Origin of the sequence: Candidatus Micropelagos thuwalensis, assembly GCF_000469155.1 — a bacterium.
GTDB lineage: Bacteria > Pseudomonadota > Alphaproteobacteria > RS24 > RS24 > Micropelagius > Micropelagius thuwalensis.
In genome coordinates this window covers 540,869-564,799 of sequence record NZ_AWXE01000004.1, presented here as the reverse complement: position 1 = coordinate 564,799, position 23,931 = coordinate 540,869, and the positions used below count along the sequence as shown (strand labels likewise).

Sequence of the window (23,931 nt, the reverse complement as noted above, 5' to 3'; positions counted from 1 at the left end):
TGCTAATGATTATCAAAAACACTTAATGACAGCAAGCATTTTTTTATGTTTGCGGTTTAAATATGTGCATAACCACGTGCAGGTATATTTGTCTTTGGAATTTTGAAAGCGCTTTTAACCTTGTGTTATTTGTAGATAGGTAATCACTATATTGGCCGTCTGCTCGCTGGCAGTCAGTGAAATCTGGTGATACACCTCTCCGCCAGCCACGGGAATAACAGCGTCGTTCAAAATCTCGAAACCATTCTCAAGAAGATAGTCTCGGGTTTCGTTAATATCTTCCACTTCATACACAATAGTCAAAATGCCCTGACCATTTGCCGCTAGAACTGGATCCAGCACACCGCCAGGAACCGGCGCAACCAATTCCGTGCCAAGGTCAATATTCATTAGTGACAGAGAGCCAAATGGGCGCGTTTGCTCTCTGTGGTCGATAAATTTTGTATTAAGCAGTTTTGAGAAGTTAGCCTCGGCTTCTTCAACATCATTAACGAAATATTCCACTCTATGAAGTCTAAGGATTTTCATCACTCCCCCCTAAATGTATTAAGCAATAATTATATTATTAACCTGCAAGTTGCCCGCCATCCATAGTGAAGAGTGACCCTGTGACTTTGCTGGCTTCCTGACTGGCAAGATAGGCGAATAGGCTGGCAATATCTGATGGCTGACACGTGCCGTCGAGAAGCTTAGGCGCGTTTCGCATAATCAAATTAAAATCAATATCGCCATCTGGGATATTTTCCTGTATTTGGGCTGCCATAGGTGTGTCCACGTGACCAGGGCAAATCCCATTAACGCGCACGCCCTTTGCGCCATATTCCAGAGCAAGACCTTTGGTGATTGCGGCGACGGCGTGTTTGGATGCTGAATATGCAATCGTATAAGCAATGCCCTGTAGTGCCGCAGTCGAGGCCGTATTGATAATCGTGCCTTTTGTCTTTTCAAGATGTGGTAGCGCGGCCTGACAAATCGCAAAAACACTTGTCGTGTTTATTTGCATAATTCGTTCAAATTCGTCGAGGGAGAAATTCTCTGAAGGCCCCCACCCAAATGTACCTGAAATATTGCAAACAACATCAAGCCCGCCTTCAGCAGACTCATTTACAAGTCTCTGAGAAGAGGCATTGTCGAGGGCATTATAGGGTTTGACTGTTGGTGCTTGCGCCATGAGTTCAGCTGTCGCCTGAAGACCGGCCTCATTAACATCAGCGATAATGACATGAGCCCCTTCTGCGGCGAAGCGAATAGCTGTTGCTTGCCCAATGCCGGATGCCGCTCCTGTAACTAAAACCTTTTTTCCTTTAAACCTATTCATAATTTCTCCATATTTGTCGAGTTCTTGAAGCTCTATTTAACTGAGATTATTTTGTGATGGGGTGAAAACCATATAGGCGATGTCCATGCCATTTCGTGAATGTAATCCCTAACAGGTAGGTTCTTACATTTTTCTTCCCGTACATTACTGGGCAAACTATCGCAGTAAGTTTTGTGCCAACGCGGTGACATTTGTTCAACAACACGAAGGTAATAATAGCTGTCTGTGTTGGGCATATAATTCGGGTCTGAAAATACGGTGCACAATCTGTTTGCACCATCTGGGGTTTTGGCGGTCATTACATCAATGACGCGGTTATGTTTTTGTCCCGATGCATCAACCCAGCCTTTTACAAGCTGTAGGCGCTCTAGCGGTTTAGACATTGGGTCAGCTTTGGCTTCGAGTATAAAGTTAAAGGGTGCGTCTTGCGGCGGCAAATGGGCGCCCATAGGTGTGCCGTTTGCATATGCCTGATCGAGCCAGTCGGATTGGCTACATATATTTTCATCATACCGTCCGGCAAAAAAACGCGGTGCGATGCGCGAGCCAGAAGTGCCAAACGTTTCGCGCCGCTTCATAGAGTGAAACAGGGCGTCGCGGGAATTTTCAACCGCCCAGACACCTGCCAAACCGCCTGGATTTGTTCGAATAGCATCCGTGTGCCCAACATCCGCAGTGCTGAAACGTCCAGAAAGGCCAAGCTCAGTCTTTTTATGCCCTGGCCAGCGCGCCTCTTCTGTGCTGCCAGAGGTGGATATATGTGTATCAGTGCTGGCGATAAATCCGAATTCATATGGGTTCACGCCATGTTTATTTTTTACTCGGATGCCTTCAAGAAGAGCGCCGCGCGCAAAATCTCGGCTTGACAGGCAGCCGCCATAATAGAAACCTGTTTTAGGGTCACGATGATCTTCGTTGCATTCTGGCGTGTTTGTCATACCGATTTTAGGGACGAGCCTATTTAGCGCAAAATCAAGTTCTTGATTGCCAAATTCGCGGCGTTTTTCAATATCACAGAGCTCGTCAACGTCTCCAAGAATATCCGTTACCCTGTTTAGACACTCCGAAAACCCTTTGTGCTGGGCAATCTCATAGAGCCTTTCATAGCTTCTTCTGAGCGCATAGGCAGCGTAGCGGGAAGTGTCAGACATATTTTCAATTTCACGAGGGTTAAACATATTTCCCCCTGAGATATTTGCGTTATGCGGAATAACAATGACGTCACAGGTATCACGACCGCTCCTACACGCCTCCTCAAGATGATCAAAAAGTTGATAAGGGAATGGGAACATATGGTGTGACGGCGGGAGATCCGGCACGTTTGTATTCCGGAAAATCAGATTACGGTGGGTATGCTTGGCGTCAGGACTTCGTGTGTATTCTAGACCAACAAAAGATGAAAAGCGACAGGCCTCAGTTTTGTCGTTGGCTGTTTCTGCTGCCTGAATAATCTGTTGCCAGACAATTTTATCTGCCGCGATACAATCTTTATTGCCAGCCCCGCAAACAGCTTCGCGTCTTTCGGGAGTTAAATCGGCATTAATCTGATTAAATACACGAACGCCCTCAAAGCCACCGCCACGAAAAGTATCACATGCGCGGCTATCATGCCCGGCAAAAGCGCCGGGATTGCGGCAGATATAGCCCTCACCCAGTGCTTCTGCATGATCGGTAACAGCCGCGAAATCTAGTGGCCGTAAAAGTTGAAATTTTTGCGGTGCATCAGCCGGCGGGTCCGGAAGGTCTATCGCCTCGCCTTTGGCAAATCGATAAGCCGCATCAGGGAATGTTCGTGTGCCTTCGGGAAAGGCATCTGCGGACAAGGCTGTATGGATATGAAGGTCGCCATAATAGGGGTTTTTCAGCCGGTTGTTATTGACGCAATTCTTAATGGGCTCTGTATATTCAGGTAACGGGTCATATCCGAAGGCATATGTTTCGGGTTTGGATTTGGCTGATTGTGGTGGGATAATTACCGTACTAGCGTCAATCTCGTAATCCGGAATGCTGGATAGAATTTTGTACGCTATAAAAAGCAAGACAAGTAGCGCTATTATGATTGCGAAGATACGCCCTATGATTTTAAGCATAATCTCTCCCGATACCCCTCACCTCATACTCGTCGCATTCATTATGGACTGAGTAAAGTTAACAAAATTTAACCATTAATATGGCCTGTTCTAAACAAGTTTTTTTAAGGACTCTTAAAATTGTTAACATCTGCATCTATGCTAGTATGTAGATATTGAGTTGATGTTTAGCGGGGGAGGGTGTCGCGTGAGCTACGAGCATATTTTAACTGATTTGGATAATGATGGAATTTTGACTGTGACGCTTCACCGTCCAGAGGCCATGAATGCCTGGACAATGACTATGACTAAGGAGTTAGTCGATATGGTCGAAAAGGCCGACGCAAATGATGACGTTCGGGCAGTGGTCGTCACTGGTTCGGGAGAGCGGGCATTTTGCGCGGGGGCAGATTTGTCCAGCGGTGTGGATACATTTCAGTCTGCACTGATAGAAGACACAGATGGCCTCAACAATGATGACGGCACCATAAATTGGGGGCACCCTGGCATTAGAGATACGGCAGGTTTATTTAATCTAAAAGTTTATAATTCAGTAAAGCCATATATCTGCGCGATAAATGGCGTTGCTGTTGGCGTCGGTGTCACAATGACCCTGCCGATGGACATTCGAATAGCATCAGATAATGCTCGGTTCGGCTTTGTCTTCAGTAGGCGGGGCATCGTGCCGGAAGGGTGTTCGTCTTGGTTTCTGCCAAGATTGGTTGGCATATCAAAAGCGCTTGAGTGGTGCTATAAGGGTGATGTTTTTCTAGCACAAGAAGCCCTCGATGGCGGTTTGGTTAACGAAGTTGTACCGCAAGAACAGCTACTTAATCGTGCAAAGGAAATTGCACGCTCCTTTACACAAGAAACCGCTCAAGTTTCAATTGCGCTCACGCGTCAGATGATGTGGAAAATGCTGGGGGCAGACCACCCGATGGAAGCACATAAAATTGACAGCCGTGCGGTTTATGCGCAGGGACAGCAGCGTGATGCCAAGGAAGGGATTGACTCTTTCCTAGAAAAGCGCGCTGCCGTGTATACTGATAAGCCTAGCGAACATATGCCGGAATTTTATCCGTGGTGGGATGAGCCGGACTATGGCTAACCTTGATTTTTAGTTATCCGGTCGGCGATTTATCAGGGCGATGCTTCGGAATTCGAAGACTGTTGTGCTGCAGGGTTTTTCAAGTCTGCATATATAGGTAATGACACCTCGCGTAGGGTCAGAGGATGAAGGCCTTTTTTCAACCACCTCACTTGTGGCGCGGAGTGTGTCTCCTGCTCGGACGGCAAGCTTCCACTCAGCTTTTTCCCAACAGACACCACAAATATAGTCAACATCGCCATTTATCTCATGATCAAGTTTGCGCCATAATGCGGCAACATAAATACCACTGGCAATGACCTCGCCAAATCGCATGGAATTAGAATCTTGAACTTCTAAATGAAACCATTGCGGGTCATAATTTTTGGCAAAGGCAATCATGTCTTCACCGTCAACAACCAATTCAGAAGAGGCTAGATATTCACCAACCTCAATATCCTCATAGCAGCGCATATTTTCCATTTTAACTGACCATGAGAATTCTATAGATCCACAACTGTCTTACCGAAATTTTTGCCATCAAACATTTGGCAAAAAGCCACTCCAACATTTTCGATACCGTTAAGTTTGTGCTCAAAGCTTTTAAGCTTGCCTTCGGAGAGCCATGTTTCAAGTTGCTGGCGGACGGTGTCATATTTGTCATGCCTGAAATGCGTCATTAAACCTTGTGCTGTGATTTCTTTAGAAGATAGCTCAAACAAATTATTTGGAGCAGTGGGCGGGCCTTCAGATGTGTAATGCGTCACAGCGCCAATCATTACAATCCTACCGCGATGGTTCATATTTGTGATGGCGGCTTGTAACGTTTCACCACCGACATTATCAAGAAAAACATCAACCCCGTCAGGGCAGACCGCCTTAATCGCTTCTGCTTGACCCTCTGGCGCTTTGCGGTTTACGGCTGCATCATAGCCAAGGTCATTGATAAGAAAGTTACATTTTTCAGGGCTACTAGAAATACCAACAGTACGAGCGCCATAAATTTTAGCGATTTGCCCGGCAATAGACCCTACCGCCCCACCTGCCGCACTTATGAGAACAGTTTGTCCTTCTTTAGGAGGCGCAATTTCAGTGAGCGCGAAGTAAGCAGACATACCGGTATCACCAAGAACTCCAAGATAATAACTATATGGGAAGGATAGGTCTCTGGGCAGTTTGGCAATAAAATCTCCTGGCTTGCCGATTGAGTATTCCTGCCACGCAAAACGGGCCATTAATTTATCACCGACTGCATATTCTGAGTTTTTTGTTTCAATTACTTCACAAAGCGAAAGCCCCATTACAGGCTCACCCAAAGGCATGGCGGGGAGAATTTCATCGCCAGCGTCTTCATTCATCCAATTGCGAAATCCAGCATCAAGAGAAATGGCAAAATTTTTGACAAGAATTTCATTGTCTTGAATATCCGGCAACTCTCCCTCGTGCAAAGCGAAGTCATCGGACTTAGGATTGCCTATAGGTCGTTTCGCTAGAATAATGCTGCGATTTTTCATGCCATACCCCCCAAAAATTCTCTATGACCTTATCAATAGGATAGATGATTAAAACAAGCTTTTTCGATAGGATTAAAAAAGTTTTTTAATGGTTAAAATAACCATTAAATGGAGGGTAATAATATGACAATGTCTCACTTTGGTCGCCACGGCCTAACTCTTATTTTTGTCTTTTTTCTGAGTGTCATTTTGATTGGTTGCGGTGACCAGCAAGAAACTCAAAAAAAAGATAATGGTGGCGTTTCTTCTCTTTCAAATGAGCGGTTAACGTCAGGGTCATCACCTGATGGAGTATATTGGGGTGACCTGCATGTTCACTCAAGATTATCAATGGACTCATTTTCGTTTGGCAATCGGATGATGACCGCGGATGACGCATTTAAGTTTGCAAAGGGAGAGCCCGTTGAAGCGCATACGGGCGACATCGCGCAATTAAAAAAACCTCTCGATTTTTTGTTGGTGTCTGACCATGCAGAATTTTTGGGGGTTATTGCAAGTATCATGGACCAAAAGCATGGCATTGAAAAAACCGAATTAGGTAAGCGTTGGAAAAATTGGCTCGACGATGATGATCTACAAAGTATTATTCAAGAATGGGTAGGCTCATTTGATGCTGATACATCGTCCTCAGACTCTAAACCAAAAATTGAGTATCCGGATGAGGCTTTCTTTAAAGGCGTATGGGCTGAAATGGTTGAGACCGCAGAAAGGCACAATGACCCTGGTAAATTTTCAGCCTTTTCCGGATATGAGTGGACTTCAATGATAGACGGCGACAATATGCACCGTGTGGTTATTTTTAGAGATGGTGCAGAAAAAACACTTGGCGCTATTCCAGTTTCATCAACTGAAAATAACGACCCTGAGTACCTTTGGGAACGTTTAGAGGAATATGAAAAGAAAACAGGCGGTGAGGTGCTCGCAATCCCACATAACAGTAATTTGTCAGAGGGTCGGATGTATTCTAGAGAGCGTGTTTCAGGTGCAGCACTTGACACGCAATACGCCAACACTCGTATCAGATGGGAGCCAGTTCTTGAAATGACACAGGTGAAGGGTGACTCCGAAACTCACCCTCTAGTTTCACCAAATGACCCTTTTGCTGATTTTGAGAGATGGGATGAAACAGATATCAACTCAAATGTGATTCCTAAAGACAAAAAGGTTGTGGCGTATACTGGAAGCTATGCGCGCCCCGCACTTAAAACAGGCCTTGCGCTGGAGGAGAAGTTGGGTGTGAACCCGTTTAAATTTGGCATGATTGGGAGTACGGATTCTCATACAGTTATGGCTACAGCTGACAGTGACAATTATTATGGTAAATTTGTTGATTCCGAGCCGACACCAGAGCGCCTAGAGAGTAAAATGGGTGGTATGCTTTGGAACAACAGGTTGCTCACTGCGGCTGGTTATGCAGCTGTTTGGGCAGAGGAAAACTCTCGCGAAGCGATTTTTGATGCTATCAAACGTAAGGAAGTATACGCGACAACTGGCCCACGCATAGTTTTGCGTTTCTTCGGCGGCTGGGATTTTGATGAGACTGATTTAGAACAACCAGATTATGCAACGCTTGGCTATAAAAAAGGCGTTCCAATGGGCGGTGACCTATTTATTGCAAATGATAAAGAGGCTGCCCCTCGGTTTATGATAACTGCATCTAAAGACCCCGATGGAGCTAATCTTGATAGGGTGCAGGTCGTGAAGGGTTGGTTGGATGCTAACGGTGAATTGAAAGAGCAAGTCTATGATGTTGCTTGGTCAGATGGCCGTGAAGTGGATCCAAAATCTGGTGCACTGCAGCCTGTTGGGTCAACTGTTAATGTCTCTGAGGCTTCTTATACAAATACAATCGGTTCGGAAAATCTGGCAACAGTCTGGACAGACCCATCTTTTGACAAATCTTTGAGGGCTTTTTACTATGTCCGTGTTCTTGAAATACCAACACCGCGTTGGACAACTTATGATGCTCAAAGGTTTAATCTTGATGTGCCTGATGATGTTCCAGTTGCTATTCAAGAAAGAGTATATTCATCGCCAATCTGGTATACGCCAATTGCCGAATGACCGTGTGTTGAATTATGGGGAGCTGAAGACTACCCTAAGTAATCTTTCTTAAAGCTGGCTGTTTTATGTGTGAGTTCCACAATGCAAATCAAGCGTGATGTGCCGCGCTTTATGCGCGAACCTCTATTTATTTTTATTCTTTTTTCAGCGGCTCTGTATGTGATTTTTCTGGCTCAAAAACCTATACCAGAGAATGAGATTATTGTTTCAGAGGCGCGCTTGAAAGAATTTTATCAATACAAAAGTCAGAGTTTTGGCTTACCTGCTATTGCCAACAAGCTGGAAGTCATGTCTACCGATGAACGCAACGCGCTCACAGAAGACTTTATACGCGCGGAAGTATTGGTGCGGGAAGCGCGCCGGATGGGGTTGGACGAGGGCGATTTCATCATTCGCCAGCGCTTAATTCAGAAACTAGAATTTTTGGCTGACACACAGAGAGACATACTCAAAAAAGCCGAGGCATTATTGCCCGATTGGTATGAGACGCATAAAGAGAATTATCGCCTCCCTGCCGAGATAAGTTTTACGCATATTTATTTTGTTCCTGAGGCAAGAGAAAAAGCTCAAGAAGTTTTGTCAGCCCTCAATAATGAAAATTCTCTGGCAATTGCGGAGCAGGGGGATCGATTCATCTATCACAAATCTTACCAGCGCAAGTCACAAGAAGATATTGCCGCACATTTTGGAGAAAATTTTGCCTCTTCTGTGTTTGGCCTTTCATCCGGTTTAGAGTGGCAAGGGCCATTTGCGTCGCGCCACGGGTATCATCTTGTGCGTGTGGTTAATAAAACCGATGCCAAAATACCAATGCTGGCAGATGTCAGGACGAAGGCGCTTTTTGATTTGAAGCTTTCGTTAAACAAGGCGGCACGTCAGGCTCATGCCGATCGCTTGCGAAAAAAATACACTGTTATTTACGACTGATGATGTCTCGGCATATACAGCTTGCTTTTTTTATTATGCTTAGTGTAGGCCTGTTTCAGGCTTTAGGTGCATCTCTTATCTCGCCTGCAGCGGCGCATGATCCGCGTCCGGTATTGATTGATATTTATCAAGATGATTCCCGCCCAGGTGAGTTGAGGCTCGAATGGAAAATTCCCGGCTCCTTATCTCCGCGTAAGCATCCGATAATTAACTTTGCAACTGCCTGTAATTTAATACGCACCTATCCGGAGCGCTTTACGGGCGAGGCTTATTATGGCGGGGCCGATTTTCTTTGTTCAGGTAACACGCCGAATTTAGCGCCTATGTTGACGTTGACATATCCATTGGGCAATCCATCACTCTCAAGTTTTGTGCGCTTGCATAAAAATAATTTGGAGGGCGATGAAAACACAGCCATGTTCCTGCTTAAACCGGATGAGCTTTCCTGGGCGATCCCACAGTCGCTGGCACCGTCATCCAACTCCTCATCTCTCATGGCGAAGGCTTATCTTGAGCTTGGCTTCAGTCACATTTTAAAGGGTTGGGACCATCTTTTATTTCTCATTTGTCTTATGGCGTTAACGACCATGCCTGGGCAAATATTTTTGGCAGTAACCGGCTTCACGATTGGCCATAGTTTCACATTGGCGGCGGCGTCATTGAATTTTCTTACTCTGCCAGTCATTTATGTCGAAACACTTATTTCATTGAGCATTATTCTGGTTTGTGTCGAGTTGTTGCAAACCGAAAGAAAAACCCTGGCGCGAAGCTACCCAGTTTTGATTTCTCTATTTTTCGGACTGGTGCACGGTTTGGGCTTTGCAAATGAACTTATCAGTATTGGGTTTCCTGAGGACGGGCTGGTTGCGGCTTTGCTTTTTTTTAATTTGGGAGTTGAGGCCGGGCAAATTGTATTTGTTATACCAGTGATTCTGCTCGTTTATGCAGCCCAGAAATTTAATGGCTCTGCATATAACTTCTGTATGAACATGGGTTACAAATTTATATTTTACACAATCGGCTTTGTTGCGTGTTTCTGGTTTGTAGAACGCAGCATGCAATTTTAGGCATAAAAAAACCCCCGCCAAAGGCGGGGGTTTCTAACTTGTTTAAACCTATGGTTTAGAATTCATATCCAATTTTCATACCAAAATGCTGTCTCTTAGCAGGGGCAGCAAATGCGAATGCACCGGCGTCAAATGGACGAGCAATACGCCCACCTTCTTCCAGGATATCATTACCAAAGATAATAACTTTGATTTGGTTACCATTTGAGGTTTCAGTTCGGAATGAAGCTGACAAATCAAGTGACTCGTATGAATCTACCTCAATGTTTGGCCCTTGTGCAAAGTTGAAAGTTTTCCAATTCGCCTGACCCCAATAAGAATCACGACCGTTAAAGCTACCTGAAAGAGTCAAGTCACCACCTGGGAGGCTGACGTCATAGTCGAACCCAAGGTTGAACGTCACTTCAGGAGCCATTCTAAGCTTAGCAATATCAGAGATATCTACCCCACCATCATCATATGAGTCATAGTCAGCGTCCAAGATACCAATAGTGGCATTTAGGCTTAAACTTTCACTTGGATAGTAACGACTTTCTAGTTCTAGACCAGAAATTGACACTTCAGCCGCGTTAAGACTAAAAGTACAAGTCGCTTCTGCAGGGTTACCACAAACTAGCCCATTAGTAGTAACCTGCTCTTGCTTGTCTTTATAATCTGCCATAAATGCAGTGACATTAAATACCAGAGCATCGGATGGTTCTAATCGGAGGCCAGCTTCGTAGTTAATTACTTCTTCAGTACCAAATGGTGCGCATGTAACTGGATCAGTACAACGAGCAAAGATACCACCACTTCTAAAGCCATTAGAAATGGATGCGTATGCCATACCGGTGTCGAAGTTTCTTTCAATGATAAATCTGTGTTGGATATAGTCATCCTCATAAATTTGATCCACAGCATTACGAAAACCACCGGCAGGTGTCGCGCCGGTTCGCTGGAAAGCAGTTGCGTCAGCAACACCTTGGGCAAGAGGTGCAAAATTTCTAACAAAGAAATCTTTTTCTTCCTCTGTGTACCTTAGGCCCAAAGTAGCGGTCCACTCATCACTGATGTCATAAGAAACTTCACCAAAAATGGCTGTAGCCTCTAGTTCTTGACCAGAAACAAAGTTCTGTACAGGCCCTGACTTTTGGTCGAAAGTCGCATCGAGATAGTAATAACCTAAAACATAATTTAATGGGCCATCATAATCAGATAAAAGCTGGAACTCCTGAGACGTTTGATCAAATGAGATTTCGCGTGTTACTGGGAATACTGGAGTTGGTGAACCCCAAGAAACAATTGTAAAAAGCTCCTCAGAGTCCTGGTCACCAGTAATCGACTTCAAAGTGTGATTCCCAAGATCAATTTCAAGGTTCATGGTTAGATTTTCAGTTTCATATGTCATGAATTGAGGAATCAAATCATATGTTGTCGAATAATCATTTGCTCTTGAGAGATCCGCAGAGGCGCTTGCACATTTTAATGCGTCAGCTGGTATCGGAGGAGTTGCAACCGGGATACCAGTGCAGAAGGTAAATGGCTGAGTATTAGATGTAATTGCCAAATTGTTTCTTTGAGACTGGTCATCAATGTCGTCATAGATCAAGTCAATTGTAATATTGTCAGTAATATCAGCTTCAAGTCTAATTGAGTGAGATTGGACGTCCTTGAAATCTTTGTCCGTTCTCTGGTTGGTGACATTATACATCCAGTTGTCTGCAGTAAGATCTCTGACAGCAACTTTCAAGCCAGCTCTGTCACCAATTGGAAAATTAACCACCGCTTGTAAATCTTGTGTGTTGTCTTCTTCAACTCCAACTTGGAATTTTGCTCCAAGTTCCCTGGTGGGCTTTGAACGTTTGATGTTAATAACACCACCGATAGTGTTACGACCGTAAAGTGTTCCCTGTGGACCACGAAGAACTTCGATTGACTCAACATCAAACAAGTCGAGGTTCACACCACCATTATTGGCAGCAAACACACCGTCAATAGTTACACCCACTGCAGGATCATTTGATTTTTCAGTGTCATCGTAGTTAAGGCCACGAATTGAAGCTGAAAGACCCGCACCAGCATATGCCATGTCATGAAGCACAACGTTTGGAGTAAGCTTACCCAAATCTTGCGTCATTGGGATATTGCCTTTTTCGAGTTGTGCTGCACTCAGTGCCGATACTGCAACTGGAACATCTTGAATAGACTCTGACCGCTTACGGGCAGTAACGATAATTTCATCTGTCGCCTGGGCTTGCGCCTTGGAGACGATTGACAGGTCGTATTGAGTGCCAACAAATGACAAAACAAACAAACCAGTCACTATCCCTGCCAAGTAATTTGGCAGTTTCTTAGTGAATTGCATAATTTCACCCTCCTAATTAACATTCAGTCAGTTTCTTGAGTATGAAACGACTTGAAATACTTTTCGCAAATAAATGGCCTAAACAAACCTAAATAATTGACTAGTTATGTCTAAAATCAAAATTCCAAACAATGTTGTTGCAAAAATGCATCACAGCCATGCATCATTATAAAGTTTAAATTTTTTGTTAAAAACTCTCTGAGGTAAAAAGCAAATAATCGAGACTAGAAAGGCAAATGAATTATGGGTTTACTGAGCTTTCTTGATTGGATGGTTATCATTACATATCTAATCGGAATTTTATCAATCAGTGCATATTTTTCTTTGTCTCTTAAAAATAAAAGAGAATATTTTGTAACTGCAAATTCCTATAGTGCATGGCCATTGGCTACATCAGTCTTAGCAACACAATGTTCCACTAATAGTATTTTGGGCGCCCCTGCATTTGTGGCGTTTGCTTCAGGTGGTGGGCTTGTGTGGCTTCAATATGAACTTGCATTACCTTTAGCCATGTTAATTTCTATGATTTTCATCATGCCGATAATTTTTAGTTTGAGGGTAATTTCAGTCTATGAATATTTGGAAATAAGGTTTGATGAGAAAACCAGACTATTGCTCAGCGCATTTTTTTTAGTAACAAGATTAGTGGTTGCCTCTATTACAATTTATGGAGTTTCGGTTGTTATTCAATTAATTACAGGTCTTTCATTTTTTACCTCTGTTATGATATTTGGCTTTGTAACAGTGGTTTATGACCTTTTGGGGGGCATAAAGGCTGTTGTATTTAGTGACGTAATACAAATGCTAATTTTAGTTTTTGTCTTGTCTTTAGTCCTAAATATTTTGATAAGTCAGGCTGGAGGGCTAAGCGCTTTATTTTCAGTGCTGCCAGAAAATCGGAATGTAGCTTTAGACTTCAAGAACCATGGATTTGGAGATGGTCACGATTTTTCGTTTTGGCCAATGTTTATTGGTGGAACACTTTTATACATATCATATTACATGTGTGATCAGAGCCAAATCCAAAGAGGCCTTTGTGCTAAAAATCAGGAAGAGGCACAAAAAGTTCTTTTCATAAATGGTTTAATGCGTTTCCCATTGGTCCTGCTTTATTGTTTAATTGGGGTTGGATTGGCTGGTTATGCAATAAGCAACCCCGACTTTATAGATTTCCTCGCTTTAGACGGCTCCAAACCAAATTACAACTTGGCTGTGCCGTTTTTTTTAATAGAGGAACTCCCTAAGGGATTAGTTGGGCTTGCGTTGGTTGCACTATTTGCTGCAGCTATGTCATCCCTTGACTCAGTGATTAACAGTCTCTCGGCAGTATCAATGGAAGACTTCGTGAGAAAATTTTTTTGGTCAGAAAATTGGACTAACTCTCAGGATTTATATTGTTGCAGGCTATTGACTGTTTTTTGGGGAGGCCTTGCCTTAATGGGAAGTTTTTGGGTTGGAGACTTAGCCTCTACAGTTATTATTGCAGTAAATAAAATTGGTTCTTTAGCAAATGGCCCCATTCTTGGTGTCTTTACTCTTGGGCTGTTGAGTAAGAGGACGGATGGCACCACAGTATGCCTCGGATTTATTGCCGGTATTATTTTAAATTCATATCTATGGATTTATGTTAGCGGTATATCTTGGCTATGGTGGAATGTAACAGGCTTTATTTTTACTATTATCGTTGGATATTTAATCTCATATCTAAAACCATCCTCACGGGCACCTATAGAGGCGATCTGGACCTCAAGTGGCTATCTGAAACTAATGTCAAATTCTGTTCCATACGTAAAATTTTGTTTACTTATTTTTTGGACTATCGCTTTAATTTCATTTCTATATTTTATAGGCCCATAAACTCTCGGTTACTTTTAGCTTGGGCTGCTAAAAATTTCAGATAAAAATAATTCAATCTCCTGAGCACTTCGTTTTCCAGGCAACGACTCTGGGGCGATTTTATCAAAACTATGGCATCCACCAGAATAAACATGCAGATCAGTTGGTACCCCTGCATTAATTAGCTCCAATGCATAGGTAATGTCTTCTTGAACAAATAAGTCTAGATCACCAACTATGACTAGCGCCTTAGGAAGGCCTGCCAAATTTTCAGACCTTGCTGCTGCCGCATATGGGGGCACATTTGCTTCGCCAAATAATTTGCCGAGGTAGGACTGCCACCCAAATAGATTGCTTTCACGCGGCCAAATAAGAAAATTATCATCAGGGCCTTTTGCTGCTAAAATATTTTTATCATCTAACATAGGGTAGAGAAGAACTTGCCCACATAAATTATTTACCGCTTCATCTCTATTTAAAAGCGTTAGGCCAGCAGCCAAGCCAGCTCCAGCACTAATGCCTAGAACCGCAATTTTTTTGGCATCTAAATTTAAGCTTTCTGTATTATCAAAAATATAATTTAGCACAGCGTAACAATCTTGCAGAGGGAGCGGGTAAGGGTTTTCTGGCGCAAGACGGTAATCAACAACGGCAACAGCGCAATCTAACACTTTAGCAACTTGTTTTGCCATGAAGGCATCACTTTCAGCTGAACCAATTATATAACCTCCCCCATGTATCCATAATAGGCAAGGTAGCGAATTGTCGACGTTAGTTGGGCGATGAAAAAATAATGGCACCTTGAAATTGTCTTGAGAGTTAGAAGCCGAAAGTTCGAATGTTTCAATCCCCTCAATCGCTGGCTGTTCTCTTGCCATCTCAGCAGCGATCAATCCATAGGCTTCACGCTTCTCGATTAAATTATCTGCCGTTATCGGTTCTTTCATTAGTTCAGGCAGATGATCTAGAATATTTTTAATCTCGTCAATTAGGTGTTTCGTAGAGTTCATTTTATTGGCTTCATAATTTAGTTTAAATTTTTAGGCTGGTGGGTTCCTATCAAAACTGATTAGAGCTGGATCTACAGGTGACCATGAACTTTCCGAGTCGTGCCAACAATTCGCTTCTGGCTTGACCCAAGATGAGTCATCCATTGTGCCAGCCTTAACAAAAACGTGATCGGGGATTTCCTCCACAAAAGTCAGCATTTGCGAACCGCATATCGGGCAAAATCCCCTTGCGACATGCGAGCCATCCGTTCCCCGGCTTTTATAAAGTTTGTGTTCTCCTGAAAGTCTCAAATTCTCGCGGGGTAACATGACAATCGTGGCTTTGCCGGAACCTGTAACTTTCTGGCAATCTCGGCAGTGGCAATGAAGTTGCGCCTCTGTTTTGGTTTCGTCCAATTCATATGATAATTGCCCGCATAGGCATGACCCTGTGATCATATATTCTCCCCCTACTCCATTATACCGTTACTTAATCACAAGCTTCAAAATTTTAAGCTTGCATCGCTACTCCCACAAGTTCTAGGTGTCGTTATAATAATGTTAGATTAAGCTTAAGCCTAATTTGAGGAGGTCACAATGTCACTTACTATGGAAGAACGTAACATTACGCCGTCGGAAGCCTATCCGGGCGATAAAACTACCACCAAAGCCGCCGAGCCGGTGCTTCTCAAGGTTGAGATAACGGGCGACAGATATACCAGTAAGGAATTTAAGGATCAGGAATGGACACATATGTGGCGCAGGGTCTGGATGATTGCTGGCATGGCGGATGACTGCGCGGCGCCCGGCGATTTTTTTACATGTGATCTCGGGCATGAGCCTCTGCTTTTTGTAAGAGGTAAGGACGGCATTAATGGCTTCTACAATATCTGCCAGCATCGCGGCGCCAAGCTCGTTATTCAGGAGAAAGGATCCATGGACAGTTTTTCCTGCATCTATCATGGCTGGAAGTATGGTCTGGAGGGGGAACTTGTCGAAGCCCAGGACAGAGATGATTTTGAAAGAGACCCTTGCGAACATGTCAGACTAGCAGACTTCAGAACCGAAATATTTGCTGGGTTTGTCTGGTACTGTCTGGATGATGATGCTCCAGGACTTGATGACTTCCTCGGTGATATGAAAGAGCAATTAGAAAGCTGGCAGCTTAATGATGGTTTCCGTGTGGAGCATTTTACGGTTGAATTGCCTTGTAATTGGAAAGTCGTGATTGATAATTTTCAGGAGGGCTACCATATCCGCACATTACATCCGCAACTCATGGAAACAGTAAATGAAAATAAAGAGTCCGTTCAATATGATCTTTATAATGGCGGGCACTCAAGAATGATATTGCTGGGGTGCGACCCAAGCCCTAATTTTAAGCCGCAAAATACTTTGCCTGATTCCATAACGCACATGTTGACGAAATGGGATATTGACCCTGAGGCTTATAAAGACAGGCACGGAGAAATCCGCCCCGCCCTACAGAAGTCAAAGCGGGATAAGTCGGCCGAGCGCGGTAAAGATTTTAGCCATTTATCAGATGCTCAGCTAACAGATAATTTCCTTTATGACCTTTTCCCAAGCTGTGCGCTAAGTGTTTACCCTGAGGGTGAATATGTGTGGTTATTGCGCTCACGCCCGCATCCTGATGATCCTGAAAAATGCTTATTTGATTATTGGACCATTGCTAAATTTCCAGAAGGTGAAGACACCTTATATTGGGAGCACATGGATATGACCCTGACCCGAGACGCAGAAATTGAACATAAGCAGTTCAAATGGGGTGAAGAGTCCATCAGTTTTGGTATTGATCAGGATGTGGATATTGCGCCTATCGTCCAGCAGGGTATGCGATCGCATGGTTTTAAGAAGGCCATTCTGTGCCATCAAGAACGCCGCGTTCAATTTTTGCATGACAATATAGACCGCTACATCAAAGGTGAGTTGGGTCGCTGAGACGCAACATCACCGGGTAAAGCAGGAGGGAAGTATGAAAACGCTGGATATGGAATTTATCCAAACCGAAGCCACGTTAAAGAATCTGATTTATTTGTTTGCCAGATCCATTGACAGGGTTGATGAAGAGCTGATGCGCGAATTGTTCTGGCCTGACGCCACGGACGATCATGGACTGTTCACTGGAACGGCTGAAGATTATGTTGCTTGGGTTATTCCTCTGTTGAAGTCAATGAATGGCACGCAGCATACAATTAGCAATATTCTGGTTGAGGTAGAGGGTGATAAAGCAAGTGCAGAGACATATTTCGTTGCCTATCACCAGATTGGCGAGGGCGATGAAGCCATTGATATGATTGCCGCCGGTCGATATTTTGACAAGTTTGAGAAGCGCGGCGATGAATGGAAATTCTCTCATCGCAAAGCTGTGTATGACTGGAACCGTAATGATCCCGCTACGGAGAATTGGAGTTCTCCTGAAATGAAGCCGTTGCTTGAACGGGGTGCGCGCAAGCCCGACGATTACCTCTATGAGAATTAGAGTTTACGAATAGATCTTCCTAGAGGTGCAGAACTTTATCGTAAGCATCCAGCACCGACTCGTGCATCATTTCTGATAAGGTTGGGTGCGGGAAGACGGTTTGCATAAGTTCTTCTTCTGTGGTTTCAAGTCCGATGGCCGTCGCAAATCCCTGAATAAGCTCCGTAACTTCCGCACCAATGAGATGCGCGCCGAGCAGTTCTCCCGTTTCATCACAAAAGACAACTTTCACAAGCCCTTCTGTTTCACCCATGGCGAGGGCTTTACCATTCCCTTGAAACGGGAAGCGCCCGACACGAATTTCATGGCCCTTAGCGAGAGCTTTTTCTTCAGTTAGGCCGATAGATGCAATTTGCGGTGTGCAATAGGTGCAGGCCGGAATTTTATTTTTATCCAGCGCATGCGGTGAGAGGCCGGCAATCGCTTCCACGCAAATAACCGCCTCATGCGATGCCTTATGGGCCAGCCATGGTGGGGCTGTTACATCACCAATTGCATACAGGCCAGGAATATTTGTGGCGCCATAGCTGTCAGTTTTAATGGCACCTTTTTCAAGTTCAACGCCGAGGTCTTCAAGGCCCATACCTTCAGTATTGGCAACCACGCCAATCGCCAGAATAACCTTGTCGAAACTGAGCGTCTGGGAAGCCCCATCTTTAGAGATGGTTGCATCCACCCCTTTTTTAGTTGGCACGACAGATTGTAATTCGGCTGATGTCATAAAATTAACGCTGCGCTTTTCAAAACTTTTTTGGGCGAGCGCAGCAATTTCTGCATCTTCCTGCAGAAGGATGCGATCCATGACTTCAACGACTGTGACGTCTGAGCCAAGTCCATTATAGAAACTTGCAAACTCAAGCCCAATGGCACCCGAACCGACGACCAATAATTTTTTTGGCAATGTTTCCGGCACCATGGCTTCACGCGATGTCCATATGGTTTTGCCATCCGGAACGGCCCCGATGCTTTCAATGGTCCGTGCTCGTGCTCCGGTGGCTAAGATAATGTGGTCGGCACTATAAGTTGCATCTCCAGTTTTGACGGCGGGTGCATTGCCATCAGAAGCTTTCAGGCTCGCGGCGGCTTTAATGACGGTGACTTTGTTTTTTTCATAAGAAAGTCGATGCCGCCTGACAGTTTGGCGGCAATATCGCGGGAACGTTTAACAATGGCTGAAAGGTCGAATTTTGGTTTGGCGGAAAGACCGTAATGTTCGGCATTTTGCATATGCGCATACATTTCGGATGATCTCAGCATGGCCTTGGTCGGGATGCATCCCCAGTTCAGGCAAATGCCGCCCATATCGGCTTTCTCAAAAATGGCAGTCTTCATGCCAAGTTGGGAAGCTCTGATGGCGGCAACATAACCACCGGGTCCGGCGCCGATTACAATAATGTCAAAATGATCCGTTGTTTTTTCCGTCATGAATTGATCTTTCAGCTATAGATTTGAACTAGCATTTTTATACAGAAGTAAAGCCACCATCAATATTAAGCTCCGCACCGGTCACAAATGCCGCAGAGTCGGAACATAGATAAACGACGCCGCCGCCCAAATCTTCAGGCACGCCGAGCCTTCCAATCGGGTGGTCAGCAATAATGCCGGCTTCTGCGATCTCATGGGATGGCACAACCCCTTTATCTATATAGGTATCAATAATTGATTTCAGCATTGGGGTCTCGACGCCGCCGGGGTGAATCGAGTTCACACGGATATTATAGCCGAGGGCGGCAAATTCTATCGCTGCGCATTTTGTGAAAATTTTCACAGCACCTTTGCTGGCGCAATAGGCGGCGTTAAACGCTGCGCCTCTTTGTCCAGCGATGGATGAGAAATTGACCACTGAAGCGCCGCCTTTTCGAGTCTCACCACTTTTTTTCAACAATGGCAGCATGGCGTGAAAGGACAAAAGAATTGAGTCAACATTAATACCGTTTACACGCTGCCATTCTGAGAGACTGGTTTCTTCAATAGATGCAACAATCGAAAGTCCGGCAACATTTACAAGTGCATCAAGCTGCCCGTAATAACTTTCAATCTTATCTGCGATTTTTTGCCAATCCTCTTGTGACGTCACATCATGCTTGTAATAGGCTTCGGCGACGAGGTCGTCGGGTCTGTCGGCAATATCGGTTGCGATAACTTTGGCGCCTGCGTCGGTCATGGTTGCGCAAACGGCACGGCCAATGCCGCCAGCTGCTCCGGTAACCAGAGCAATTGTATTTTCCAGATTGATTGTCATTATTCGCCCTTTCTTTTTGTCTTGCAGTGATTATTTATCATTGTGCGGTCCAGCCGCCATCAATTACCAATTCAGCGCCTGTCATATAACCGCTATCATCTGAAGTTAGGAACCATGCGCCAGATGCGATTTCTGACGTATCCGCAATCCGCCCCATTGGGGTAGCCTGCGCAATCATGCCTTTAAGGTCTTCGGGTTTTTCCGCTAGGCCTTCTGCGACCATGCGGTTCATACCCGTATCTAACAACGGTGTTTGCACAAAGCCGGGATGGAGGGAATTCACACGTATGGGTGTCCGTTTGGTCGCAAACTCAACACCGACGGCTTTGCTCATCAGGGTTACGGCACCCTTGCTGGTATTATAGGCTGAGGTGTCGATATAGCCGACCTTACCCATAACTGAGCTTATATTAATAATCGAACTGCCTGCAGGCGTGGTTTGACCTGTTTCAGCAAGTAAGGGTGCAGATGTTTTAATGCCGAGAAAAACACCGTCGACATTAATTGACATAATACGCCGCCAGCTTTCATAGGTTAGTTCTTCAACTGGGCCAACGCAGTCAACGCCCGCATTATTTACAAGACAATCCAATCGTCCTTTTGCGGATTTAATTTCGCCAATCACTGATTGCCATTGCGTTTCTTCAATGACATTTAGCTTCAGATAAGATGCTTTGCCTTCAACCCCCTGCATAAGGTCTGCAGCCGTTTCATCACTTTCAATATCTACGAGATAAACCTGCATGCCTTCAGCGAGTAGGCGTTCGGCGATACCACGACCGATACCACGCAGGCCACCTGTCACAAGGGCAATGCGTTCACCATAATCTGTCACGATTAAACTCCCATCATTCCCGAAGTTGTTGCGCCGTCAATTTTGTAATCCGCGCCAGAAATAAATGCCGCCTCATCCGATACGAGATAGGCGACCAGTGCGGCAACTTCGTCAACATGCGCCATACGCTTAAGCGGTGCCATCCCTTCAAACTGAGCACGGGCTGCTGCCGGGTCTGGTGCGCCATTAATTACATCGCTAATCATTTCTGTTTCCACCACGCCGGGGTGAATGGAATTACATCTGATGGGAAGGCTCTGATTGGCGCAATGCATCGCAACAGATTTTGCCATGGCAATGAGCGCGCCTTTGGTCGTCGAATAGGTGACATAATTTCCCATGGGAATATAGGCATTCATCGAGCTGTTCAAAATAATCGCCCCGGATGGCCCTTCGGGATTTTTGCGCATGGCGCGTACGGCGTGCTGTGCGCTTAGCATCACCCCGGTCAAATTAATATCGAGAAGGTTCTGCCAGTTCTCCAGAGGGACATCTTCAATGCTTGCATCGCCGGACTCTGTGCCTGCATTGGCGAACATAATATCCAGCCGCCCATATTTTGCGCTTACATGTTCCATCAGCTTATTCCAGCCTGTGGCGTCTTGAACTTGATGCTTAACGAATTCGGCACCTGTTTCAGAAACAACTTTTTCGGCTTTACTCTCATTCGAGCCGGTAAAAACAACTTGCGCTCCCTCTTGCATAAATCTTCTCACCGTACCGGCACCGATACCCGATGTGCCGCCTGTGATGATGGCAACTTTATTTGCGAGACGTGTCATTATATCCCCCTAATTTATCTATCCAGGACTAACTATCCTGCTTAATGAACAAAAATTAAACCTATGCTTTGGTTAAGGTTGTGGGTTTAGTTATTTTTAGGCAGTATGATTAACAAGTACGCGGAATATTTCGCAACGCATCAACCGAAATATGCAGGGGGATATGATGTCAGAGAAAACTTCACATCCGTCAGGCGAGGATCTGACAAGACAAGCTAAGGGAGTCAACTGGGTTGATTTGATGGAGGAGGACGCGCGTCCCGTTCCGGATTTCCTGAAAGAGCCAAGTTATGAGTATCTGGGGTCAGACCCTATACCGGCCAGCCGTTACACATCTGTCGAGTTTGAAAAGCTCGAAAAAGAAAAAATGTGGCCGAACATCTGGCAATTCGCCGCGCGAGAAGAAGATTTGCTTGAGCCGGGCGATTATGTGGTGTTTGACAATGCAGACCGCACTTTTTTGATTGTCCGTCAGGATGATGGTGGTGTCAGAGCGTTTCACAATGTCTGCCTGCATCGTGGTCGTAAACTTAGAACCGAAGATGGCTGTGCCGATAAATTCCAATGTCCTTTCCATGGGTATACCTGGAATAAAGATGGCAGCCTAAACGAAATTCCCAATCGCTGGGACTTCGGGCATTTGACAGATGAGAAAATGAAACTGCCGGAGGCTGAAGTCGGACGCTGGGGCGGCTATATTTTTATCAAAGAAAATCCGGGTGGGCCTTCGTTAGAAGAGTTTCTCGCACCGTTGCCAGAGCATTTTAAGCGCTGGCGGCACGAGGAATGTGCAACCGTTCTTTGGGTTGGTAAGGTCGTTCCCGCCAATTGGAAAGTTACAGCCGAAGCCTTTATGGAAGCTTGGCATACTCTGGTCACACACCCTCAAATTTTGCCTTTTACGGGGGATGAAAACAGCGCCTACTGGTTCTGGGGTGACAATGTAAATGTTAATCTTGTGCCATTTGGCGTTATTTCACCGCACATTGACCCGACTGACAAGAAGCAGCAATGGATTGTGGATGAGTTCGTGAAATATAATGGCCGTTCTGCTGAAAATTATGACCCGGATAGTGACCCGTTTAAAATTGAAGTACCTGAGGGCGTTTCGGCGCGTCGCGCTTTAGGGGCGAACTTCAGGGAATATTATACTGAAATTTTTGGTCATGATCACAGCGATGCAACGGATGCCGAGCTTCTTGATGCTATTGTTTACAATGTATTTCCTAATTTCGCTCCATGGGGTGGCTTCATGCCGAACATTGTTTACCGCTGGAAGCCTTGGCAAGATCCGGATCACTGCCTGATGGAAGTGCGGATTTTATCCCGTATACCACCCGATCAGCCTATGCCTGCTAGTCCGCCCATGAAGTTCCTTTCTGTTGATCAGAAATGGACCGAAGCACCTGAGCTAGGGGCGCTTGGCGAGGTGTTTGAACAGGATATGGAAAATCTACCTTATGTTCAGGAAGGGCTTAAAGCCTCTAAAACCGGTGAGGTGCAACTTGGTGATTATCAGGAAATTCGTATTCGCCAGTTTCATCAAACATTAGAAAAATACCTGGAGAAATAGTCCAATGAACGACGTAGCTGAAGAACACCCAAAACGCATTGATTGCATTCTCGTCGCTGCAGGAAAATATCATGATATTGATTTTGCTCGCCTCGAATTGCTTAAACTTCTAGGCGAGGATATGCGTTTTAGAGTCAGGGTTTTTGAAGATTATGAAAATCTTGAGGCGATTCAGGCGGCAGATTGCATCGTGACATATACATGTGATGTTGTGCCGTCTCTTGCCGCGCAAGAAGTGTTAAAGGAATGGTTGAATGCTGGGGGGCGTTGGTATGCGCTCCACGGAACCAACTCCATTCTTAGAATGTTAGATGATGGTCTCTGGGATGCGCCACGCTGGGCGCCAGCTTTTATGGATTTGCTCGGTTCGCAATTTATTTCGCACCCACCGATTGAGCCTTACAAAGTGACGGTCACACAGCCTGACCACCCGCTTGTTAAGGATGTTGACGCTTTTGAAACAACTGACGAGTTGTATCATCTCGAGACGCATGGCGACTTAGATGTTTTAATGGAAGCTGAATGTGACCAGCCCGGTACTGGCTTTGTTGAAGCTGATGATGCACATGGCATGCACCCTGTCTTCTATATCAAAGAGCATGGCAAAGGTGCCGTTTTGTATCTGACGCTGGGTCATTGTCGTGGGCATTATGATTTGCAGCCTGCGTTAGATTGGTGGCCGACAGTTGATAGATGCGCTTGGGACTTGCCGGTTTTTTACAAGCTACTGAGGCGCGGCATCAACTGGATGGTTCGGGAAGAAATTCAGGCTTAACAGAACATT

The 23,931-nt window shown here is 45.0% G+C and carries 20 protein-coding genes and 1 pseudogene; 9 read left to right on the top strand and 12 right to left on the bottom strand.

The features are described from left to right. Window positions 1-114 precede the first annotated feature (114 nt). The 3 genes from RS24_RS07320 to RS24_RS07310 are packed head-to-tail and all read right to left on the bottom strand — an operon-like array spanning window position 115 to window position 3,408. Window positions 115-528, bottom strand: coding sequence for a VOC family protein (locus tag RS24_RS07320; protein WP_021777567.1), 414 nt, complete (start codon window positions 526-528; stop codon window positions 115-117). Window positions 529-565: 37 nt separating this feature from the next. Next, the gene (locus RS24_RS07315; protein ID WP_021777566.1) at window positions 566-1,318 is read right to left on the bottom strand and encodes an SDR family NAD(P)-dependent oxidoreductase; all 753 of its coding nucleotides are present in this window, start codon (window positions 1,316-1,318) and stop codon (window positions 566-568) included. A 32-nt stretch (window positions 1,319-1,350) separates the two neighbouring features. Next, complete coding sequence (locus RS24_RS07310; protein ID WP_021777565.1) at window positions 1,351-3,408, bottom strand: DUF3604 domain-containing protein; 2,058 nt, start codon at window positions 3,406-3,408, stop codon at window positions 1,351-1,353. A gap of 187 nt (window positions 3,409-3,595) precedes the next feature. On the opposite strand from RS24_RS07310, the gene RS24_RS07305 reads away from it, so the two are divergent. Further along, window positions 3,596-4,495 (top strand): crotonase/enoyl-CoA hydratase family protein, encoded by a 900-nt coding sequence (locus tag RS24_RS07305; protein WP_021777564.1) that lies wholly within the window; start codon window positions 3,596-3,598, stop codon window positions 4,493-4,495. Between the two features lie 9 nt (window positions 4,496-4,504). Here the strand turns inward: RS24_RS07305 and RS24_RS07300 are convergent, their stop codons facing one another. Continuing rightward, complete coding sequence (locus RS24_RS07300; RefSeq protein ID WP_021777563.1) at window positions 4,505-4,957, bottom strand: MaoC/PaaZ C-terminal domain-containing protein; 453 nt, start codon at window positions 4,955-4,957, stop codon at window positions 4,505-4,507. 20 nt (window positions 4,958-4,977) lie between these two features. Further along, the gene (locus tag RS24_RS07295; RefSeq protein ID WP_021777562.1) at window positions 4,978-5,988 is read right to left on the bottom strand and encodes an NADP-dependent oxidoreductase; all 1,011 of its coding nucleotides are present in this window, start codon (window positions 5,986-5,988) and stop codon (window positions 4,978-4,980) included. A gap of 123 nt (window positions 5,989-6,111) precedes the next feature. Between RS24_RS07295 and RS24_RS07290 the strand changes: the two genes are divergently transcribed. The 3 genes from RS24_RS07290 (at window position 6,112) to RS24_RS09790 (ending at window position 10,046) form a co-directional block, all read left to right on the top strand. Next, complete coding sequence (locus RS24_RS07290) at window positions 6,112-8,052, top strand: DUF3604 domain-containing protein (RefSeq protein ID WP_021777561.1); 1,941 nt, start codon at window positions 6,112-6,114, stop codon at window positions 8,050-8,052. Between the two features lie 81 nt (window positions 8,053-8,133). Beyond that, window positions 8,134-8,979, top strand: coding sequence for a peptidyl-prolyl cis-trans isomerase (locus tag RS24_RS07285; protein WP_021777560.1), 846 nt, complete (start codon window positions 8,134-8,136; stop codon window positions 8,977-8,979). Between the two features lie 2 nt (window positions 8,980-8,981). Beyond that, a complete protein-coding gene (locus RS24_RS09790; protein ID WP_157833794.1) occupies window positions 8,982-10,046 on the top strand; it encodes a HupE/UreJ family protein in 1,065 nt (354 codons plus the stop codon). Between the two features lie 55 nt (window positions 10,047-10,101). Here the strand turns inward: RS24_RS09790 and RS24_RS07275 are convergent, their stop codons facing one another. After that, on the bottom strand, window positions 10,102-12,390 hold the full coding sequence (locus tag RS24_RS07275; protein ID WP_021777558.1) for a TonB-dependent receptor: 2,289 nt from the start codon (window positions 12,388-12,390) through the stop codon (window positions 10,102-10,104). Window positions 12,391-12,633: 243 nt separating this feature from the next. On the opposite strand from RS24_RS07275, the gene RS24_RS07270 reads away from it, so the two are divergent. Continuing rightward, entirely contained in the window at window positions 12,634-14,247 is a 1,614-nt protein-coding gene (locus tag RS24_RS07270) for a sodium:solute symporter family transporter (protein ID WP_021777557.1), read from the top strand. Between the two features lie 14 nt (window positions 14,248-14,261). Here the strand turns inward: RS24_RS07270 and RS24_RS07265 are convergent, their stop codons facing one another. Together RS24_RS07265 and RS24_RS07260 are read right to left on the bottom strand one after the other, a co-directional pair. Then, window positions 14,262-15,236, bottom strand: a complete 975-nt coding sequence (locus tag RS24_RS07265) for an alpha/beta hydrolase (RefSeq protein WP_021777556.1) — start codon at window positions 15,234-15,236, stop codon at window positions 14,262-14,264. Between the two features lie 30 nt (window positions 15,237-15,266). Further along, window positions 15,267-15,674, bottom strand: coding sequence for a GFA family protein (locus RS24_RS07260; RefSeq protein WP_021777555.1), 408 nt, complete (start codon window positions 15,672-15,674; stop codon window positions 15,267-15,269). A gap of 138 nt (window positions 15,675-15,812) precedes the next feature. Here RS24_RS07260 and RS24_RS07255 point away from each other — a divergent pair, with 138 nt between their 5' ends. Then, a complete protein-coding gene (locus tag RS24_RS07255; protein ID WP_021777554.1) occupies window positions 15,813-17,174 on the top strand; it encodes an aromatic ring-hydroxylating oxygenase subunit alpha in 1,362 nt (453 codons plus the stop codon). A gap of 34 nt (window positions 17,175-17,208) precedes the next feature. After that, window positions 17,209-17,715, top strand: coding sequence for a nuclear transport factor 2 family protein (locus RS24_RS07250; protein ID WP_021777553.1), 507 nt, complete (start codon window positions 17,209-17,211; stop codon window positions 17,713-17,715). Window positions 17,716-17,734: 19 nt separating this feature from the next. Here the strand turns inward: RS24_RS07250 and lpdA are convergent. The 4 genes and pseudogenes from lpdA to RS24_RS07230 all read right to left on the bottom strand — a co-directional run bounded on the left by lpdA (window position 17,735) and on the right by RS24_RS07230 (window position 21,574). Then, window positions 17,735-19,140 (bottom strand): annotated as a pseudogene (gene lpdA, locus RS24_RS07245) (dihydrolipoyl dehydrogenase). 37 nt (window positions 19,141-19,177) lie between these two features. Further along, window positions 19,178-19,957: an SDR family NAD(P)-dependent oxidoreductase gene (locus RS24_RS07240; RefSeq protein WP_021777550.1), complete on the bottom strand. Its 780-nt coding sequence runs from the start codon at window positions 19,955-19,957 to the stop codon at window positions 19,178-19,180. 37 nt (window positions 19,958-19,994) lie between these two features. Next, window positions 19,995-20,792 (bottom strand): SDR family oxidoreductase, encoded by a 798-nt coding sequence (locus RS24_RS07235; RefSeq protein ID WP_021777549.1) that lies wholly within the window; start codon window positions 20,790-20,792, stop codon window positions 19,995-19,997. 2 nt (window positions 20,793-20,794) lie between these two features. Further along, window positions 20,795-21,574, bottom strand: a complete 780-nt coding sequence (locus tag RS24_RS07230) for an SDR family NAD(P)-dependent oxidoreductase (protein ID WP_021777548.1) — start codon at window positions 21,572-21,574, stop codon at window positions 20,795-20,797. A 166-nt stretch (window positions 21,575-21,740) separates the two neighbouring features. On the opposite strand from RS24_RS07230, the gene RS24_RS07225 reads away from it, so the two are divergent. Together RS24_RS07225 and RS24_RS07220 are read left to right on the top strand one after the other, a co-directional pair. Continuing rightward, window positions 21,741-23,147, top strand: a complete 1,407-nt coding sequence (locus RS24_RS07225) for an aromatic ring-hydroxylating oxygenase subunit alpha (protein ID WP_021777547.1) — start codon at window positions 21,741-21,743, stop codon at window positions 23,145-23,147. Window positions 23,148-23,151: 4 nt separating this feature from the next. Continuing rightward, complete coding sequence (locus RS24_RS07220; RefSeq protein WP_021777546.1) at window positions 23,152-23,922, top strand: ThuA domain-containing protein; 771 nt, start codon at window positions 23,152-23,154, stop codon at window positions 23,920-23,922. Window positions 23,923-23,931 lie beyond the last annotated feature (9 nt).

Excerpts from the sequence above, each read along its gene's own strand:
- RS24_RS07300 (WP_021777563.1), bottom strand. The coding sequence starts at position 4,957 with ATGGAAAATATGCGCTGCTATGAGGATATTGAGGTTGGTGAATATCTA.
- RS24_RS07265 (WP_021777556.1), bottom strand. The coding sequence starts at position 15,236 with ATGAACTCTACGAAACACCTAATTGACGAGATTAAAAATATTCTAGAT.
- RS24_RS07290 (WP_021777561.1), top strand. The coding sequence starts at position 6,112 with ATGACAATGTCTCACTTTGGTCGCCACGGCCTAACTCTTATTTTTGTC.
- RS24_RS07285 (WP_021777560.1), top strand. The coding sequence starts at position 8,134 with ATGCAAATCAAGCGTGATGTGCCGCGCTTTATGCGCGAACCTCTATTT.
- RS24_RS07270 (WP_021777557.1), top strand. The coding sequence starts at position 12,634 with ATGGGTTTACTGAGCTTTCTTGATTGGATGGTTATCATTACATATCTA.
- RS24_RS07230 (WP_021777548.1), bottom strand. The coding sequence starts at position 21,574 with ATGACACGTCTCGCAAATAAAGTTGCCATCATCACAGGCGGCACATCG.
- RS24_RS07260 (WP_021777555.1), bottom strand. The coding sequence starts at position 15,674 with ATGATCACAGGGTCATGCCTATGCGGGCAATTATCATATGAATTGGAC.
- RS24_RS07240 (WP_021777550.1), bottom strand. The coding sequence starts at position 19,957 with ATGACAATCAATCTGGAAAATACAATTGCTCTGGTTACCGGAGCAGCT.
- RS24_RS07310 (WP_021777565.1), bottom strand. The coding sequence starts at position 3,408 with ATGCTTAAAATCATAGGGCGTATCTTCGCAATCATAATAGCGCTACTT.
- RS24_RS07320 (WP_021777567.1), bottom strand. The coding sequence starts at position 528 with ATGAAAATCCTTAGACTTCATAGAGTGGAATATTTCGTTAATGATGTT.
- RS24_RS09790 (WP_157833794.1), top strand. The coding sequence starts at position 8,982 with ATGTCTCGGCATATACAGCTTGCTTTTTTTATTATGCTTAGTGTAGGC.
- RS24_RS07220 (WP_021777546.1), top strand. The coding sequence starts at position 23,152 with ATGAACGACGTAGCTGAAGAACACCCAAAACGCATTGATTGCATTCTC.
- RS24_RS07225 (WP_021777547.1), top strand. The coding sequence starts at position 21,741 with ATGTCAGAGAAAACTTCACATCCGTCAGGCGAGGATCTGACAAGACAA.
- RS24_RS07295 (WP_021777562.1), bottom strand. The coding sequence starts at position 5,988 with ATGAAAAATCGCAGCATTATTCTAGCGAAACGACCTATAGGCAATCCT.
- RS24_RS07255 (WP_021777554.1), top strand. The coding sequence starts at position 15,813 with ATGTCACTTACTATGGAAGAACGTAACATTACGCCGTCGGAAGCCTAT.
- RS24_RS07275 (WP_021777558.1), bottom strand. The coding sequence starts at position 12,390 with ATGCAATTCACTAAGAAACTGCCAAATTACTTGGCAGGGATAGTGACT.
- RS24_RS07315 (WP_021777566.1), bottom strand. The coding sequence starts at position 1,318 with ATGAATAGGTTTAAAGGAAAAAAGGTTTTAGTTACAGGAGCGGCATCC.
- RS24_RS07250 (WP_021777553.1), top strand. The coding sequence starts at position 17,209 with ATGAAAACGCTGGATATGGAATTTATCCAAACCGAAGCCACGTTAAAG.